We start from the raw sequence: 16,350 nt of genomic DNA, 5'->3' as shown, positions 1-16,350 counted from the left end.
TCTCCTGCCCCTGCTTGTTCTTTATGCGGCATGCTCTGATGCCTTTGAATTGTTGTGACTGCCGATGCCGGATGCGAGCCGCATGATCGCCTCTTCCGTCATCGTCTCGCCCTCGACCTCACCTTCAACCATGCCTTCGCGGATCACCAGAACCCGGTCGCAGAGACCAAGCAGCTCCGGCAGTTCCGATGAAATGACGACGATGCCGATACCGGAGCGCGCAAGATCGCGCAGAAGCCGGTGGATTTCCGATTTGGCGCCGACATCGATACCGCGCGTTGGCTCATCCATCAGGATGACCTTGGGATTGACCGCCAGCTGCTTGGCAATCGCCACCTTCTGCTGGTTGCCGCCCGACAGCGACGAAACCGGCATATCGATGCCGCCCATCCGCACGCCAAGCCGCCGGGTAAGATCACTGGCACGATCAGCTTCCGCCTTTGAATTTAATAGCCCCAATGATCCGGTCAGCGACTTCAGATCGAGAACAGCAATATTCTGGGCGATGGACAGTTCCAGGAAGACGCCGGAACCTTTCCGGTCCTCCGAAAGATAGACGACGCCCGCCTGCACGGCCTGCGCATAAGAGCGAGCCCGCAGCCGCTGTCCATGCAGCTGCACTTCGCCTGTTGTCACCGGCCGCAATCCGCAGATCCCTTCGGCAATCTCGGTGCGGCCCGAACCAATCAGCCCGCCAACGCCCAGAATTTCGCCCTTGCGCAATTCGAAGCTCACACCCTTGAACCGATTGCCGTCGCCAAGATCGCGAACGCTGAGAATTGTCTCGTCCGTCCGTTCAGCCAGCGCCTGCTTTTCCGGATAGAGCTGGGTAATCTCGCGCCCGACCATGCGGCGCACGATATCATCCGGCGTCAATTCGGCGACGTTCTCCGTCGACACATAGCGGCCATCACGAAAAACGGTGACCCTGTCGCACAGGCTGAAAATCTCGGCCATGCGATGGCTGATATAGATGATCGAAATGCCCTGCGCCTTCAGATCGCGGATGATCCCGAACAGCACCTGGGTTTCCGATTCCGTCAGTGCCGCCGTCGGTTCGTCAAAGATCAGCACGCGGCAATCGAGCGTCAGTGCCTTGGCGATCTCGACCAGCTGCTGGCTGGAAATCGGCAGGTCGGCAACCTTGCGGCGCACGTCGATCGGCGCCAGCCGGTTCATCACCACCTGCGCGTCCCGCTCCAGCCTGCCATAATTCATGAAAGGCGAGCGGCGGCGGTTCGTAGCGGCCATGAACATATTCTCAGCCACCGTCGCATCGGGGCAGAGCGCGATTTCCTGATGCACGAGCCCGAGCCCGAGCGATTGCGCCACGGCCGGCGACGTGACTTTCACTGGAGCCCCATCGACAAGGACGTCGCCCTCGCTCGGTTGCAAAACACCGGCAATAATATTCATCAGCGTCGATTTACCCGCGCCGTTTTCGCCGCAAAGCGCATGGACCTCGCCTTTTTTCAGGCTGAAGCTCACGTCCGTCAGCGCTTTCACCGCACCGAAGTGCTTGCTGACATTGCGGATTTCCAGAACCGGCACCGACGCCATAATAGTCTCCTCCCCAGCGCTTGCGGTGGTTGCCCGGGGCATGAAGCCCCGGACAGCCGATACAAAAGGCTTACTCCTCGATGCCCTTCGTACCACGCCGCTTCAGGTACTTGTCCCAGTAGAAGTCGTCAGCATTGTCGGCCGTGACAATCGACAGGCCGTTATCGACGAAGGGAATGCTCATCGGGTTGAAGCCGCCGCGCTTGGCGTCGTTCATCGGGTCGATCAGTTCCGGATGCTTGGCAAGCCACAGCAGCATGAAGCCCATGTAACCCTGCATGCCCTGGTTCGGGTTGATCGAGCCGAACACTTCGCCAGCCTTGATCATGTCGAGAATGTTGGCGTTGACGTCGGCACACATCACGAGGATCTTGCCGCCGTTTTCCTTGTTAGCCTGCGAAGCGCCAATCGCCGAGTTGGCTTCCGGCATGAACACGGCACCGAGGTTCGGATTGGCCTGGATAAGGCTCGACAGTGCCTGATAGGCCTTGGTCGGATCCTGATTGGAGGCGGCGCGGCCGACCAGCTTCATGTCCGGATACTTTTCCGTCATGCGAGCGATGAAGGCAGCGATGCGCTTGTCGTGGTTGTCCTGGCCCGGGTTTTCCAGAACGGCATATTCGCCCTTGCCACCCATCTTTTCGGCAATCGCATCGGCGGCATAGGTGCCTTCGCGGGTATTGTCCGAGGTGATGAACGAGATGCGCTTGGAGAGCGGCGCATCGGCTGCGAAGGTAACGACGGCCGTGCCCTGATCGATGGCGCGGTTGATCGGTTCGATGAACGGATCGGAGTTCATCGGGTGAACGAGAATACCGGCCGGGTTCTGGGCCAGTGCCTGGTCGAAGGTAGCGATCTGCTTGTTGACGTCATATTCCGGCGTGCCGGTATAGGCCGTCTCGCAACCGAGCTGCTGGCCCGCCTGCTTGAACATTTCATAGACCGGGAACCAGTATTCGACGCCCGAGACCATGACGTTCATGACATATTTTTCGCCAGGCTTGCAGCGGAACGGATTTTCCGTTTCAGCAGCGGCGACGCCGGCGAACAGCGTGGATGCAAGGACCGCCAATGCGGTCGTGCTTAGAAATTTGCGCAAGTTTCCTCCTTGAGGCCGAAGCCCCTCCCAAATACCCGGCGGCGCCTGAGCGGCGGCCCGATGATCCAATGAAGACCGGAGTTCCTCCTCGAAATCCGGTATGGGCAGATAATCGCAACAACAGAACCGTGTCAATATAATTCATACTATGAAATATATTTCACACATTCAAGCGTGGTGTCGTAGAAAACAGGAAATTCGGTGCGTTTGCCCTGAACATCCCCGGCTTGGCCTTCCCGGCCGCTCTCGCACCGTCGCCACAGATATCATCACACGCTGTTCAGGCTGTTGTCAGCCAGAACGGGAAAAGTGATCTCACCGAAACGATCACTGGTGGAATGATGTACAGGATCTTGAAGCTGGTGGGACTGGCAGGCTGCGCGGCAGCTGTGGGACTTGGAACGTATCTGTTCGCCATTCAGGCCTCGGGTAATTTTTCCGAGGTCGTGCCGGGCACGCTCTATCGTTCGAACCAGCCAACGGCGCTGCAATTGGCCGATTATGCGCAGCGCTATGGTATCAAGACCATCGTCAACCTGCGCGGAAGCGGCGAAAACGCCGCATGGTATAAAAACGAAGTCGCCGCTGCCCGTGCCCTCGGCATCAAACATATCGACTTCAGAATGATCGCCAGCAAACAATTGACGCTGGAGGAAACGCAGCAGCTCGTCACCCTGTTGCGCGACGCACCCAAGCCCATTCTCATCCACTGCAAATCTGGTGCGGACCGGACCGGCCTTGCCTCTGTTCTCTATCTGAACCGGATCGCAGGTGTGGATGAAGACACGGCCGAGCGGCAACTGTCGATCCGCTTCGGCCATTTCAGCGTCCCGTTTCTCTCGCCCAGCTATGCGATGGACGAGAATTGGGAAATGCTTGAGAAGGCCTACGGCCTTTCAGGCTGATCACCGGCCAAGATTGAGACGGCCGCCGTTGCTTCAGGACGCAGCCCGTGCCCGGGCGATGTCGTTGATCCCTTCGGCATCCGGCGCATGCCCGTAGCTCATCTTGCGCATCTGCTCGATCACCCGCGCCATTTCGTCGTCCGGCAGAACCGGCGGCTCGCCAAGTGTCAAGGCCTGCACATACATGCGCGACAGGGTTTCGATCTCGATGGCCAGCCAAAGCGCGCCTTCCAAAGTCTTGCCGAGCGATATCTGCCCGTGCTGACCGAGCAGGCAGGCGAGCCGGTCTTTCAGCGCCACCAGTGCGTGATCGGACAGGGCCTGCGTTCCAAATGTCGCATATTCGGCGCAGCGTACCGTCGTTCCACCGGCAACACCGGTCATATAGTGGAAACTCGGTATCGTCTTGTGATGGCAGGCAAGCGTCGTCGCATAGATCGAATGGCAATGCAGCACGACGTTGATATCCGGCCGGTTCTTCAGGATATCGCGGTGGAAGCGCCATTCCGAGGACGGGCGGCGGCCAGCATAGGTGCCGTCGAAATCCATCTCGACCAGATCGTCCGGCGTCATCGTGTCATAGGCAAGCGAGGACGGCGTCACGAGGAAGCCATTTCCCGTACGCACGGACAGGTTCCCCGCCGTTCCCTGGTTGATACCGCTGGAGTTCATCCTGCGGCAAGTTTCGACCATATCGCGGCGCAGCGCTGCGATATCAGTGTGGTGAGTGCTCATTGGGAGGACCTTTCGTAAAGCACGTTGAAATTCGAAGCCTGTCTGGCTATGGCCTGCCAACGATGGGCATAGGCCGCGAGATCGGCGGGTGGATGATCGAAAACCGGCGGTTTTTCGAGCGCTATTGCTGCGCGTGCCTGCCGGGTGCCATGGCTGGCAAGAAGCGCCGTACCCGAGGCGACCCCATAGGTATCGAGATTGGAAACCGTGTCGCCCTGCGGCCTGAACGCAGCGACCAGCGCCGCATAGAGCGGATCGCGCAAAAAGCTGCCGTCGAGGATCACCCGTCCGCTGCTTCCCAGCGCATCGAGGCACTCGACTGTGAGCAACGCCGTATAAAGAACGGCCAAGGCCTTGCGCTCGGCCGTGTCGGCTGGCTGAGGTCCGGCAATCCGGCCTTTGCCCGCACTGCCGGGAAAAAGGCCATCGTCATCGCCAAAGGATGGCAGCGCCATGGTGCCCTGCCCGATCATCCGGCTGACGAGAGTGGCATTAGCGTTGAGATGGGCATCATCACGGCCGGCGACATGGGTGAACTCCCGCCCGCCCATGGTCAGGGCACCCCCGACAGGATTGCCATCGACATCGCTGTTGCAGGTCATGCCGCGATGTTCGTCCAGCCGGGAAAGCGGCGTCTTGCCGCTGAGCGCAACGATCCAGGTGCCGGTGGACACCACGGCCGCCTCATCAAACCCAGCCGCCTGATATCGATAGAAATTGGCACTGCTGTCATGAATGCCTGCAAGAACCCGCATATCCGGTGGCAGGCCATACCGTTGCACCAGTGCTGGGCGGATTGTCCCGACCGCCTCCCATGCCTTGGCAAAGGGCGGCAGCAGGCTTTGCCAGCTCTGCTTGCTGACGATCGGCGACCAATGCCGTTCAGCGACATTCCAGAGATGCGACTGCGCGCCAAGAACGGTCGCTTCCGACACCGCAACGCCCGACAGCCGCCATGCCCAGTATTGCGGCACGCCCAGAAACCAGCGCGCCCGGGAAAAGGCATCCGGTGCCGCCTGCTGCATCCAGAACATCTGACGGGCATGGTGGGTCGCGCCGTGCATCATCGCGCTGCCGCGGTCGAAGAACGAGCCGGACAGGGACGCATAGCGAGCGCGGATATCACCAGGCAAAGCCTGCTCGTAATCGATCATCGGCATGGCGGTCCCGTCACCAGCATCGGGATCGGGGCCAACCAGAACACCGCCGGAGCCATGGCCTGATGAAACGAAGGTCGAAAGCGGATGGCGCTTTGCCAGACCGGCAAGCGTGCCGAACACCCAATCACTGAGCGTCAGCAGGTCATGATGTCTCCACGGCCCGCCCTCAAGCACCGGGTTGGGAACAGACAGCGTCTCAAAGATGGCGCCGGATGCCGTGACGGCATTGAGCTTGACGTTGGTCTTGCCGACATCGAGGACCGCGACAGTCGCCGGCTGCCCGTCATCCCTTCGATCGTTCCTCTGCCCGTCCGCCATGTCCGTATCCCGCAACTGCCTATCCCTGCGGCTGTTCCCACCGGTGCGGGAACAGCCTTCTTCGTCAGATCAAACCGTATTGCCGCGCCTTGTTGCGCAGGAACGGCAGGCCGTTGCCCATCACCTCGGCCTCGTCCTTGGCCACCGGACGCCAGACGGCAAGGCCATAGGCCACCTGCGGCGGCATGTTGATGAAGCTTTCCATGGCAAGGCCGCCCTTGAAGCCGATGGCCGCAAGCGCTGCATAGATCGCGTCCCAGGGAATGTTGCCGTAGCCCGGCGTGCCGCGGTCGCTTTCAGAGAGGTGGATATACTTGATGTGGTCCCGGGCAACGAGAATGCCGTTGGCGGCGCCCTTCTCCTCGATGTTCATGTGATAGGTATCGAGATGCACGAAGACGTTGTCGGCACCGACGCGCTCGATCATGTCGACGGCCTGCTGTGCCGTGTTGATCAGGTGGTTTTCGTAGCGGTTGACCGCCTCGACACCCAACTGGATGCCACGGGTTTTCGCATGTTTCGCGGCCGCCTGCAGGGCGCGCGCAATGTTGTCATATTCCTTTTCCGTCGGTGGAACGCCGGTACGTTCGCCGATACCGCCGAAGATGACGCCGGACAGCGCTTCCGCGCCCATATCCGCCGTCTTGTCGATGGCGACCTTCAAATGCTCGACGGCCTTTTCCGGATGCACCGAAGCCCAGGTACCCTCCGGCAGGCCGAGTGAGCAGACCGAGCGCAGCTTGTGTTTCTGCAGGAGCTTGCGGCTATGCTCGGCATCGACGGCCGGAGCATCGAGAAGTGCGATTTCGATGAAATCCATCTCGTATTTGACGGCGGCGGCAATCGCCTTTTCCGCCCCTGCCCGGTCCCATTTCATGGTCCACATGCTGGTATGAACGCCAAAACCTTCCATGGTTTTATCCTTTTTTTCGCTTGAGAGATTTGAAGTGGCCCGCTGCAAAACGCAGGATCATCACGGTGATGAGCAGGATGCCCCACACGGCCGTCGCCAGATGCTGGTTGGCACCGAGGATATTGAGGCCGGAGGACAGAAGCTGCAGCACCAGCAGTGCGACAGCCACCGGAATGACCCGGCCGAAACCGCCGAACGGATTGACGCCGCCGAGGAAGCAGGCAAGCACAGTGATCAACAGGTAGGATTCACCATGGCCGACGCGCACCGAGTTGAACCGGGCAAGCATGATGATACCGGCAATCGCACACATGGCACCCGACAGCGTGTAGACAAGCACGATGACCTTGCGGGTGTTGACGCCGGAATAGCGGGCCGCCTCGATGTTCGAGCCGATCATATAGGTGTTGAAGCCGAGCTTCATGCGGGTCAGCAGCAGATGCCAGATCAGCACGCAGCCGATGAAGACGAGCAGCGGCACCGGAAAGCCCAAAATGCTGCCGTGACCGAGCGGCTGCAGGAAAGCAGGAAAGCCCGAGACATCGCCGCCACGCGTCAGGAACTCGCCGAGCCCGCGCAGAAAGATCATCATCGACAAAGAGACAAGGATCGGATGCGCGCGGGTATAGGCAATCACCAGCCCCATCACCACGCCGCTGAGCGCCCCGACGCCAATCCCGAGGATGGATCCGAGGAAAAAGGCGAACGGTCCGGCATCGGCGCCGCCATTCTGCTGCAGAACCCAGGCGACGGTCAGCCCGGCAAGATTAGCGGTGAAGGTGATCGCAAGGTTGAGGCCGCCGGTCAGCACCGGCAACAGCATCGCAAGGGTCAAAAGCCCGAGTTCCGGCAGCTGGAAGGCGACGGAGCCGAAGGTAGCCCGGCTGAAGAATTGCGGCGAGGCAAGGCTGAAGATCACCAGCACGGCGATCAGTGCAAATCCCGGCCCGGCCATATCAGGCCCAAGTGCCGTCTTGATGCGATTGAGGATAACGGTCATTTGCGGCCCTCCTCCTGGCGCATGAACGGCAGCAGTTTTTCAATGCTGGTGTTGGACAGGGTGATGGCGACGAGAATGATGGCGCCGACGATCATCTTGAAGGCATAGGGTGAGACGCCTGCCAGATTGAGCCCGTTCTGGGTGATCGAGATCAAAAGCACGCCGAGAACGCAGCCGAGCACAGAGCCCTTGCCGCCACCAAGCCGCGCGCCGCCCAGAACCACCGCAGCCAGCACATCCAGTTCGCGGCCATACAGCGCGTTCGGCACCACTTCCTGGGCATAATGCGCCTGCACCAGCCCGCCGATCCCGGCCATCAGCCCGAGCCAGCCGAAAGCGATGAACTGCATCGCGCCGATATTGATGCCGAACCGGCGTGCGCCTTCCGGGTTATCGCCAAAGGCATAGAGCTGCCGTCCGGTCGTCGTGCGGGTGATGAAAACCCAGGTCGCCACCACGCAGATCAGCATGACCAGCACCGGCAGGGTGATCTCGATCCAGCTGCCATCGGCCATTTCGTGCTCGAACAGGACGACGCGCGAGGTCAGCCAATCCGGCAGATTGTAGATCGACACCCCGCGGGTGAAGAACATCAAAAGGCCGAAATAGATATTGAATGTGGCGATGGTCGCGACAATCGAAATGATCTTGAACCGGTGGATCAGGAAAGCGTTGATCGCACCGAGTGAGACGCCGAGCGCACCGGCAATCAAAAGCCCGCTGATCCAGCCGCCGCCACCCATCCAGCCGAGCGCAAGAGCCGCGACATACTGGACGACGGAAGCAGCGACGGCAAAGGAGATGTCGATACCGCCGGAAATCAGCACCACCAGCAGGCCGACGGCGAAGATGATGTTGACGGAGCTTGTGTTGAGCAGATCGAACGCGTTGCCGAGCGAGAAGAACCGGTCGGTTGCGAGGGACAGGAACAGGCTGATAACAGCCATGACGGCGAGCAGCGCAAATTCCGTTGCATGGGATTGAACGACCTTACGCATAGACGGCAGCCTCGATCTCTGCGAGCGAGCAGTCCGCCGGCATGTACTGGTTGACGACACGTCCCTGCGCCATGTGCAGCACGCGGTCCGCATTGAAATAGACCTCCGGCACTTCGTCGGAGATGAGGATGATCGCCAGTCCGGTCTCGGCCAGCTTCGCAACGATATCGAAAATCCCCGCACGCGCCCCGACATCGACACCGACAGTCGGCGCATCGAGGATGAGCAGTTTCGGATCGGTCGCCAGCCATTTGGCGATCGCGATACGCTGCTGGTTACCGCCCGACAAGGTCGAGATCGCATCGCCCTGCTGGCCGATCTTGACGCCGAGATCGGCGATCCATTGGGCAACGAGATCGTGCTTGCGGGTGTCGGACAACAACCCGCCGGATGTGATCTTGTCGAGCGAGGCAATCACCAGATTGTCGGCGATCGATTGCGGCTGGATCAGCCCGAGCGACAGGCGGTCCTCAGACAGATAGGCGATACCGGCTGCGATGGCGTCACGATTGGACGAAAAATGAACGGGCTTGCCTTCAAGCTTGACGGTTCCGGAGCGCGGTTTCAGCATCCCGAACAGCGACAGCGCCAGTTCGGTGCGCCCAGCCCCGAGCAACCCGGTAATCCCAAGCGTTTCGCCCTGCCGCACGGTGAAGGCAATGTCCTCGAACTGGCCGGGCCGGGAGAGCCCCTCGACCTCCAGCACCACCGGATTGGCACTGACGTCACGAGCGCGAACAGTCTGGTCGAAGGTCTTGCCGGTCATCAGCTCGGTAATGCGCGACTGGGTCATTCCTTCAGTCGAATAGACGCCAACCAGCGCGCCATCACGCAACACCGTCAACCGGCTCGAAATCTCCAGCACCTCGGCCAGCCGGTGACTGACGAACACCACAGCGACGCCGGAAGCAGACAGCGTGCGGACGATATCGAGAAGGTGATCGGTTTCCGATTGCGTCAGCGACGCGGTCGGCTCGTCCATGAACACGAGTTTCGCCTCGCCAACCAGCGCGCGGGCGATCGCCACGATCTGGCGCTGGGCGATGGCGTAATCCTTCAGCGGCCGGTCGACGTCGAGCGTCACGCCAAGCCGCGCCAAGGCTGTGATCGCCTTCTCGCGCATGCCGTTGTAATTGACGAACCGCGGCCAGCGGCCAAGCAGCGTCTGGAACGAAATATTCTCGGCAACCGTCATTTCCGGAAACAGCGCCAGATCCTGCCAGATTACTTGAATGCCGGAATTCTGCGCCGTCACCGGCGACATGTGCGAATAGGTCTGTCCATCGAAGTCGATGACCGCGCCGTCCTGCGGACGGTAAACGCCGGTAATGATCTTGATCAGCGTGCTCTTGCCCGAGCCGTTTTCACCGGCCAGGCAATGCACCTCGCCCGGTAGAACGTCGAAGTTGACGCCCTTCAAGGCCCTGACGCCACCGAACGTCATGTTGATGTTGCGCAGGGACAGAAGCGGCTTTTGGCCACTCTCCCCGCTCGCACGGTCCGTCATGATATCAACCTGTGAAAATGCCAATCGGGCAGAAAGCTCCGGGCACCGCCGAGCCGGCCGAAGCCAGCCCAGCAGCCCGGGAGAACCATTTTGGGAAAGTTACAGGCCCATGCCTGCAAGCTCGTCCACAGTATCCTTGTTGATCGGCAACAACTGATCGACGATGATGTCGTTACCGGCCGGCTTGATCACACCGAGACCCGGAATGTCATCGCCGTCCTTGACACTTTCGCCCTTGATCAGACGATCGGCCATGGTGACGAAGACCTCGCCAGCCTGTTTCGGATTCCACATGAAGCCGCCGGAAATAGCACCGGACTTGATCAGCTTCTGGCCCTGACCGGGCGAGAATGGCCCGAGAACGAAGATTTCACCGGTCTTGCGGCGTTCTTCAACCGCACGTCCGGCACCGATCGGACCTTGGCTACCGAAAGCAAGGAATCCCTTTATATCCGGGTGAGCCGAGATCAGATCGAGCGCCGTAGACCGGCTCTTGTCCACATCTTCGGCGACGCCGTAACGTTCGCCGACCAGCTTCATGTCGGGATAATTGGCCTTGAGATAGGCGACAGCCGCATCAGCCCAGGCATTGTGCAGGGGAACGGTGAGCGAGCCGACAAACACGGCATATTCGCCCTTGCCGCCCATCTTCTCCGCCAAGAGCTTGGCATGCGCTTCACCAAAACCGGTCGAAGAAGCCAGCTCGAAATTCCAGTCGGCGCCCTTTTGACCAGGCGATTCATGGGTGATGACGAAAATGCCGGCTTCCTTGGCTTTGGCGAGAACCGGCTCAAGCACCTTGGCATCATTGGGAACGACACCGATAACCTTGACGCCTTGCGCAATCAGATCTTCGATAGCGCGCACCTGCAGCGCCGGATCAGCGCTGGTCGGGCCAACCATGAAGGCATCGAGACCGAGTTTGGCGCCCTGCTCCTTGATCCCGGCATCCATGGCGTTGAACCACGGAATGCCGCCGATCTTGACAACAACGCCGACCTTGTCGGCGGCCAGTGCCGCAAACGAAACGCCAAGCGACAGCGATGCAGCAAGCGCTGCGATCATAAACTTTTTCATGCTCTTCCTCCTCCAAACGTTTCCGCGCAGGCAACAGGACCAGGCCGCAAGAGTGGCGGTCGCTGTCAGTTCACCTCAGGTCGGCGCTGGAAATCGCATCCTCCACGTTACCGCCTCCTCAAGCGGACCTCGCTGCACAATCGATATTTCTTTTTTGCACAATCGATGGTGCAAATAATATGTTTTGGATTTAAACTTTCGTCAAGAGGAAATTGGCACTAAGGAAACGAAAGGAGGATTGGATGAAACATCAGGGAAAAAAGAAGGCGACGATCTACGATCTTTCGGTCCTGTCCGGCTGCTCCGCCTCGACGGTCAGCGCCGTGCTGAATGGCACGTGGCGCAAGCGGCGGATCAAGGAGAGCACGGCCGAACTCATCCAGAACCTTGCCGAACAGCACCAGTATACCGCGAACCTTCAGGCCCGCGGCCTGCGCAATTCCCGCTCCGGCCTCGTTGGCCTGCTGCTGCCCGTCCACGACAACCGCTACTTCTCATCAATGGCGCAGACCTTCGAGGCTGAGGTCCGCAGTCACGGGAAGTGCCCCGTTGTCGTCAGCGCCTCGCGGGACCCGCAGGAAGAACTGGCGACGGTCGCAACGCTGATTTCCTATTCGATCGATGAGCTGTTCATCGCCGGCGCCACCGATCCCGATAGCGTCCATGACCTTTGCGAAGCGGCGGGTATCCGCCATATCAACATCGACCTTCCCGGAACAAAAGCCCCCTCGGTCATCAGTGACAACTATCAGGGCGCCCGAATGCTGACGCAGGCGATCATCAAACGGTTCGACGACGCAGCCGTCCCGCTGAAGCCGGAGGAACTCTTCCTGTTCGGCGGGCGCAACGACCATGCCAGCCGCGAACGCATCAAGGGGTTTCGCGACATCAAGACCGAACTGCTCGGCCATGACAGCGATGCCTGCATCCAGCCGACCGGCTACTCTCCGAACATGACCCAAAAGGCCTTCGAAGCGTTCTACGAGCGCGAGGGGAAACTGCCGCGTGGACTTTTCATCAACTCATCGATCAACTTCGAAGGCCTGCTTCGCTTCATGGCGCAGCATCCGCACGAGACCTTCGCCGATATCGTCGTTGGCTGCTATGACTACGACCCTTTCGGCTCCTTCCTGCCCTTTCCGGTGATCATGATCCGTCAGGATACCGAAAGCATGCTGGCCAAGGCCTTCGAGCTGATCGAAGAAGCCCGCCCCGCCGTCAAAATCCACCTGATCCAGCCCGAACTGGTCCATCCCCGCACCGCGCTCAAAGGCCCGCTCGATTCCATCCGCGACATCGACGCCTGACCGGCCTCCGCCAGAGGGATGGCGGCGTTCGGCATGAGCCGATGTCTTCGATCATTTCGGGCCTGGCCCGAAGACCAGTTGATGAAAGCCCTTGACGTCTACTTCTGAAGCTCCACGGCGGGCGGTGTCCAGGAACCTTCCATCACTGCCGCCTTGGGCCAGTACGATCTGATGTAAAGAGAGAATTCCTCCCGCGGCGAAGGCAGCCAGTTTGCCTCCTTGTCTTTCCCCGGCGAAGCTGCCTGGACATAGAGGGTCAACGAGCCGTCCTCGCCATACTTCAGATCTTTGTTCTTGGTACCGAGCGAATAGCGCTTCAGGTCATTCGGTGAGAAGAAATGGTGCTCATTGTAGAGCGTCATCGACCAAAAACCGTTGACCGGCGGCGTTTCTCCCTTTGGAAAGGTCACCGTGTAACTCTTTGCCCCACTCAATCGCCCACCAGCCGCATCGAGGTCCTGATAGAAATATTTGGTCTCGTTCGGAGAGTTGACAAAGATATTCGACTTGGCAACCGCCGTGCGGGTGAAATAGTCGGTTCCGAAGGCAGCTTCGTTCGAGATCGTGCTCCAGTGATGTGGCAGTTGCTGCCCGTAATTGCGAAACTGGAACAACGGCGTGACGATATTCTCGTCCGCATCTTTTGCACCTTCCGTCAGGGCAGCCTTGATCTTGGCATCGGTCTTGGCGGCTTCGAGCACAGCTGAAATCTGGGCATAGCGAGCCTCCTCGCCCGGCAATGGCGGTGCGTCGGCCAGCACCATCGGTAGCTCGTCGAAGAACTTCTCCGGATCAACCCATTTGACTTCCTGTTCGCCAGCTGGGGCCGTTTCATCACCACCGCCAGGGAGCTTGGACCAATCGGTCGACTTCATCTTTCCGTCAAACTGATCGACCGGGTACATCATGATTTCCCGGAGCACGCTTTGGATGGCTTTGCGGTCTTCAGCGGTGTCATCCATGAAGACGCGCGGCGCGACAAACCCCGTTCGTGTCGGCGAGCGGAAGACCTTGGTGATGCCCTTCGGGACCTCACCCGTCCAGTCAGGACCGACGAGCAGGTAGAAGCCCGGCGTCGACGCATACATCTTGCCGAGCTGCACGAAACTGTCGGTGCGCAGATCGACCATCTGGTAAACCCAGAAACGGTCACCGAAATCGGGCACCTGAACAACGACGGCCGACTTGTCGAGCGCCAGCGCTCCAGCACCATAGACGACATCCTGATTGGGGCAGGCAACGATGCGCTCTTCCGCCACGACGTAGTCGGTCAGCATGGCAAACGTGTTCAGTGGTGCCATCACCAGCGGGCCGGACTTGACCGGCGCCTTGAGCGGCGCATAGGCAAGCCGCCGGTTGTAGACGTTGACCATGGGCCAGGCCCAGAAATAGGCATCGCGTCCGACCTGCTTGGCATAGGCCTCCGTGATTTTCACGCGGATGTCAGGCCCCGGTGGAAGCGCCCGGCTCCAGCCAGGCGAAAGCGTTAGCGGTTCTGCAGCTTGCGCAGCCGATAACGAGAGCAACGCCGCAAAGAACAATGAGGTGCGGAGATGCGAAGGAAAGCGCTGGCTTCTGTTCTTCGTATCCATGTCAGTTCACCTCCGTCACGGGAGCGGGCGTCCACTCGCATCGTTTGACGACATCCTTTGGTACGTAGGTGCGGAAGGTAAGAGAAAACGGCTTACCTTGCGCCGACGGCAGCCAGTTTGACTCCGCAACACCAGCAACCGGCTTCGGTCCGATAGCGATTTTGAGCGAGCCGTCCGGCTCCTTCTTCAGGTCGGAATAGCTGTTGAAGTTGTAACGCTTGAGATCGTTGGGAATGACGCGATAGTCCGGTACGCTCACCAGAATGACCGACCAATAGGCATCGACAACCTTTTCCGGCAGGGCATCAGCCGGAAAATGAATGACGTAGTTCTTGCTGCCATCGAGCAGCTTCTCGTTGGAATCGCGGCTGGCGGGAAAATAGATTGCTTCAGCCGGATTGTTCGCCCAGATGCCGGCATAATTGGCAGCTGTTCGCTGCTCGAACTTGGTTCCGTAATTGCCGCCGAAAGCACCACGCAGCCAGTGATTCTTGTAGGGTGCGGTCTTCGTCAGGACGTCTTCCTGGAATTTCGGCACAATCGTCTTCAGCTGATCGGTAACCGCCGCGCGCGCATCCTTTCCCGACGACACGTAATTCGCCACGGCGTGGACCTTCGCCTGCAGCTCGGCGGCATTGGGCGCGACGTCGAGGGCGCTGGCAAGCAGGCCGTTCGCGTTGTCGAAAAGATCAACACCGATCAGGCTTTTGTTGTCGAACGCAGCCAACACCGGCGGCTTGGCAATCTTGGGCTTTCCGATGACGCTGACTTTGAAGGCATGCTGAAGTTTTTCAGCGCCTTGCGGATCGCCTTTCAATTCGACACGGCCAAGCATCTTGGCTTTGTTCGAATGCAGGATGATCGGCATCACATCCTTCGGCAGCTTGACCTTGGAGTTTGGAGAAACGAGAGCAAATTTTCCAAAGGGCTTGGATGGCATTGTGCGCTCGTTGATATTGGCGATCACTTCGCCCCATTCATCGAGAATTTGCGCCGTGTAATAGCGGCCCTCGATATCCGGCACTTCCAAGATCGCCGCGGAGTGCTCGTCAACTGCGAACCAGGCTTCAAGATAGGCAACGTCAAAATTCGGATTGACGAAATCGGCCGAGCCGAGAGGGTTGTATTTGATGGTGTTGAACCGGACACCTTTTTCCTTGAGGTCACCGACCTCCTGGCGAACCACAAGCGCACGCCCCAGCAGGTAGACATAGGCATCGGTCAAGGTTTCGGAGTTGGGGGCCACCGGCGCGGCCAAGGCCCCCGCCGCAGACGTCAACGATAGGGCAACCGCAGTTACCAGGGTCAACGGTTTGATAGGGTTGAGAGCGACGAACATTGTAAGGGTCTCCAGCTATGCAGCGGATGGTGCCGCCTTAATCGATCGGCAGCAAGTACGTAACAGTAACGAAGGACGTCAAATCCCCGACCGGACGGCCGAAAATGGCCATTGGCGGACAAGCTCACTATGCTACCGCGGTTCAGCCCAGTGATGAAAAATCGCAATGGCTGTTCGGTTTTTTGTTCTTACATTGCACAGCATTGGGCAATTGGCCGGAAAAAAGCGTTGTAGTTGTAACTGATACACTCAGACACTCGCAAACATCGCACTCCGTTCGAAGGATCCGCAATGAAAAAAGCCCTGTCACTTTTGACGGCCGTCTTGATAAGCGTACAACCGATTGCCGCCGCTGCCATGCCGATAGTTCAGGCGCCGGAAGCAATCTCGTTATCGACGTTTGGTCAGGTTGAGCAGGTCGTTCAGCGAAAAACCGTCCATCGGGATGTTCGAGTGAACAAGAACACCACGGTGAACCGCAACGTGCGTAAAGCTCCGGTCGTTCGCAACAATACCGTGGTGAAGAAAACGACCGTCGTTGTCCGCCGGCCTGTTCGCCCCTGGGTCCGCCGCCCCTATTATGGTGCCGTTGTTGCCGGCGTGGCACTCGGCACCGTCATCGCCGTGAGCACCATACCCTCCCCGCCAAGTTCGGAACTGTGCTGGTACTGGTCCAACAGCTCGATGACCCGCGGTTACTGGGATTACTGCGTCCCGCGGTGAGGACGGCCACGCTAGCCGGAGCAGTCAAGACGACCGTTTGCTAAAAGGCGAAGGGTCGCTGCGGTTGGCCAAACTGTCAGACATCCCATGGGCCGTTGACCACGTGGGATGTAGCCG

Annotated in this window: 14 protein-coding genes; 3 read left to right on the top strand and 11 right to left on the bottom strand. The window is 59.4% G+C overall.

Annotated elements, in window-relative coordinates; translation table 11 throughout:
- Positions 1-21 precede the first annotated feature (21 nt).
- Both R6X40_RS00115 and R6X40_RS00110 read right to left on the bottom strand, forming a co-directional pair.
- Positions 22-1,560: a sugar ABC transporter ATP-binding protein gene (locus R6X40_RS00115; protein WP_318409969.1), complete on the bottom strand. Its 1,539-nt coding sequence runs from the start codon at positions 1,558-1,560 to the stop codon at positions 22-24.
- 70 nt (positions 1,561-1,630) lie between these two features.
- On the bottom strand, positions 1,631-2,659 hold the full coding sequence (locus tag R6X40_RS00110) for a substrate-binding domain-containing protein (protein ID WP_318409967.1): 1,029 nt from the start codon (positions 2,657-2,659) through the stop codon (positions 1,631-1,633).
- Positions 2,660-3,000: 341 nt separating this feature from the next.
- Here R6X40_RS00110 and R6X40_RS00105 point away from each other — a divergent pair, with 341 nt between their 5' ends.
- On the top strand, positions 3,001-3,564 hold the full coding sequence (locus R6X40_RS00105) for a dual specificity protein phosphatase family protein (RefSeq protein WP_318411236.1): 564 nt from the start codon (positions 3,001-3,003) through the stop codon (positions 3,562-3,564).
- Positions 3,565-3,597: 33 nt separating this feature from the next.
- Here R6X40_RS00105 and R6X40_RS00100 read toward each other — a convergent pair whose 3' ends face one another.
- The 7 genes from R6X40_RS00100 to R6X40_RS00070 all read right to left on the bottom strand — a co-directional run bounded on the left by R6X40_RS00100 (position 3,598) and on the right by R6X40_RS00070 (position 11,272).
- Positions 3,598-4,299 (bottom strand): class II aldolase/adducin family protein, encoded by a 702-nt coding sequence (locus tag R6X40_RS00100; protein WP_318409966.1) that lies wholly within the window; start codon positions 4,297-4,299, stop codon positions 3,598-3,600.
- Positions 4,296-5,777, bottom strand: coding sequence for an FGGY-family carbohydrate kinase (locus R6X40_RS00095; protein ID WP_318409964.1), 1,482 nt, complete (start codon positions 5,775-5,777; stop codon positions 4,296-4,298). Before R6X40_RS00095 ends, R6X40_RS00100 begins: the two co-directional genes overlap by 4 nt.
- Before the next feature lie 64 nt (positions 5,778-5,841).
- Complete coding sequence (locus tag R6X40_RS00090; protein ID WP_318409962.1) at positions 5,842-6,690, bottom strand: sugar phosphate isomerase/epimerase family protein; 849 nt, start codon at positions 6,688-6,690, stop codon at positions 5,842-5,844.
- Positions 6,691-6,694: 4 nt separating this feature from the next.
- A complete protein-coding gene (locus tag R6X40_RS00085) occupies positions 6,695-7,690 on the bottom strand; it encodes an ABC transporter permease (RefSeq protein ID WP_318409960.1) in 996 nt (331 codons plus the stop codon).
- Complete coding sequence (locus R6X40_RS00080; protein ID WP_318409958.1) at positions 7,687-8,688, bottom strand: ABC transporter permease; 1,002 nt, start codon at positions 8,686-8,688, stop codon at positions 7,687-7,689. Before R6X40_RS00080 ends, R6X40_RS00085 begins: the two co-directional genes overlap by 4 nt.
- Entirely contained in the window at positions 8,681-10,195 is a 1,515-nt protein-coding gene (locus R6X40_RS00075) for a sugar ABC transporter ATP-binding protein (protein ID WP_318409956.1), read from the bottom strand. Before R6X40_RS00075 ends, R6X40_RS00080 begins: the two co-directional genes overlap by 8 nt.
- Before the next feature lie 99 nt (positions 10,196-10,294).
- Complete coding sequence (locus tag R6X40_RS00070) at positions 10,295-11,272, bottom strand: autoinducer 2 ABC transporter substrate-binding protein (RefSeq protein WP_318409955.1); 978 nt, start codon at positions 11,270-11,272, stop codon at positions 10,295-10,297.
- Positions 11,273-11,514: 242 nt separating this feature from the next.
- On the opposite strand from R6X40_RS00070, the gene R6X40_RS00065 reads away from it, so the two are divergent.
- Positions 11,515-12,579, top strand: coding sequence for a LacI family DNA-binding transcriptional regulator (locus R6X40_RS00065; protein ID WP_318409953.1), 1,065 nt, complete (start codon positions 11,515-11,517; stop codon positions 12,577-12,579).
- Positions 12,580-12,677: 98 nt separating this feature from the next.
- Here the strand turns inward: R6X40_RS00065 and R6X40_RS00060 are convergent, their stop codons facing one another.
- Entirely contained in the window at positions 12,678-14,171 is a 1,494-nt protein-coding gene (locus R6X40_RS00060; protein WP_318409952.1) for a DUF1254 domain-containing protein, read from the bottom strand.
- A 1-nt stretch (position 14,172) separates the two neighbouring features.
- A complete protein-coding gene (locus tag R6X40_RS00055; protein ID WP_318409950.1) occupies positions 14,173-15,510 on the bottom strand; it encodes a DUF1214 domain-containing protein in 1,338 nt (445 codons plus the stop codon).
- A 291-nt stretch (positions 15,511-15,801) separates the two neighbouring features.
- Here R6X40_RS00055 and R6X40_RS00050 point away from each other — a divergent pair, with 291 nt between their 5' ends.
- On the top strand, positions 15,802-16,233 hold the full coding sequence (locus R6X40_RS00050; RefSeq protein ID WP_318409948.1) for a hypothetical protein: 432 nt from the start codon (positions 15,802-15,804) through the stop codon (positions 16,231-16,233).
- Positions 16,234-16,350: the final 117 nt, after the last annotated feature.

Source organism: Rhizobium sp. PL01 (assembly GCF_033447125.1).
Classification (GTDB): Bacteria; Pseudomonadota; Alphaproteobacteria; order Rhizobiales; family Rhizobiaceae; genus Pararhizobium.
This window is presented reverse-complemented; position numbering and strand designations above follow the sequence as displayed.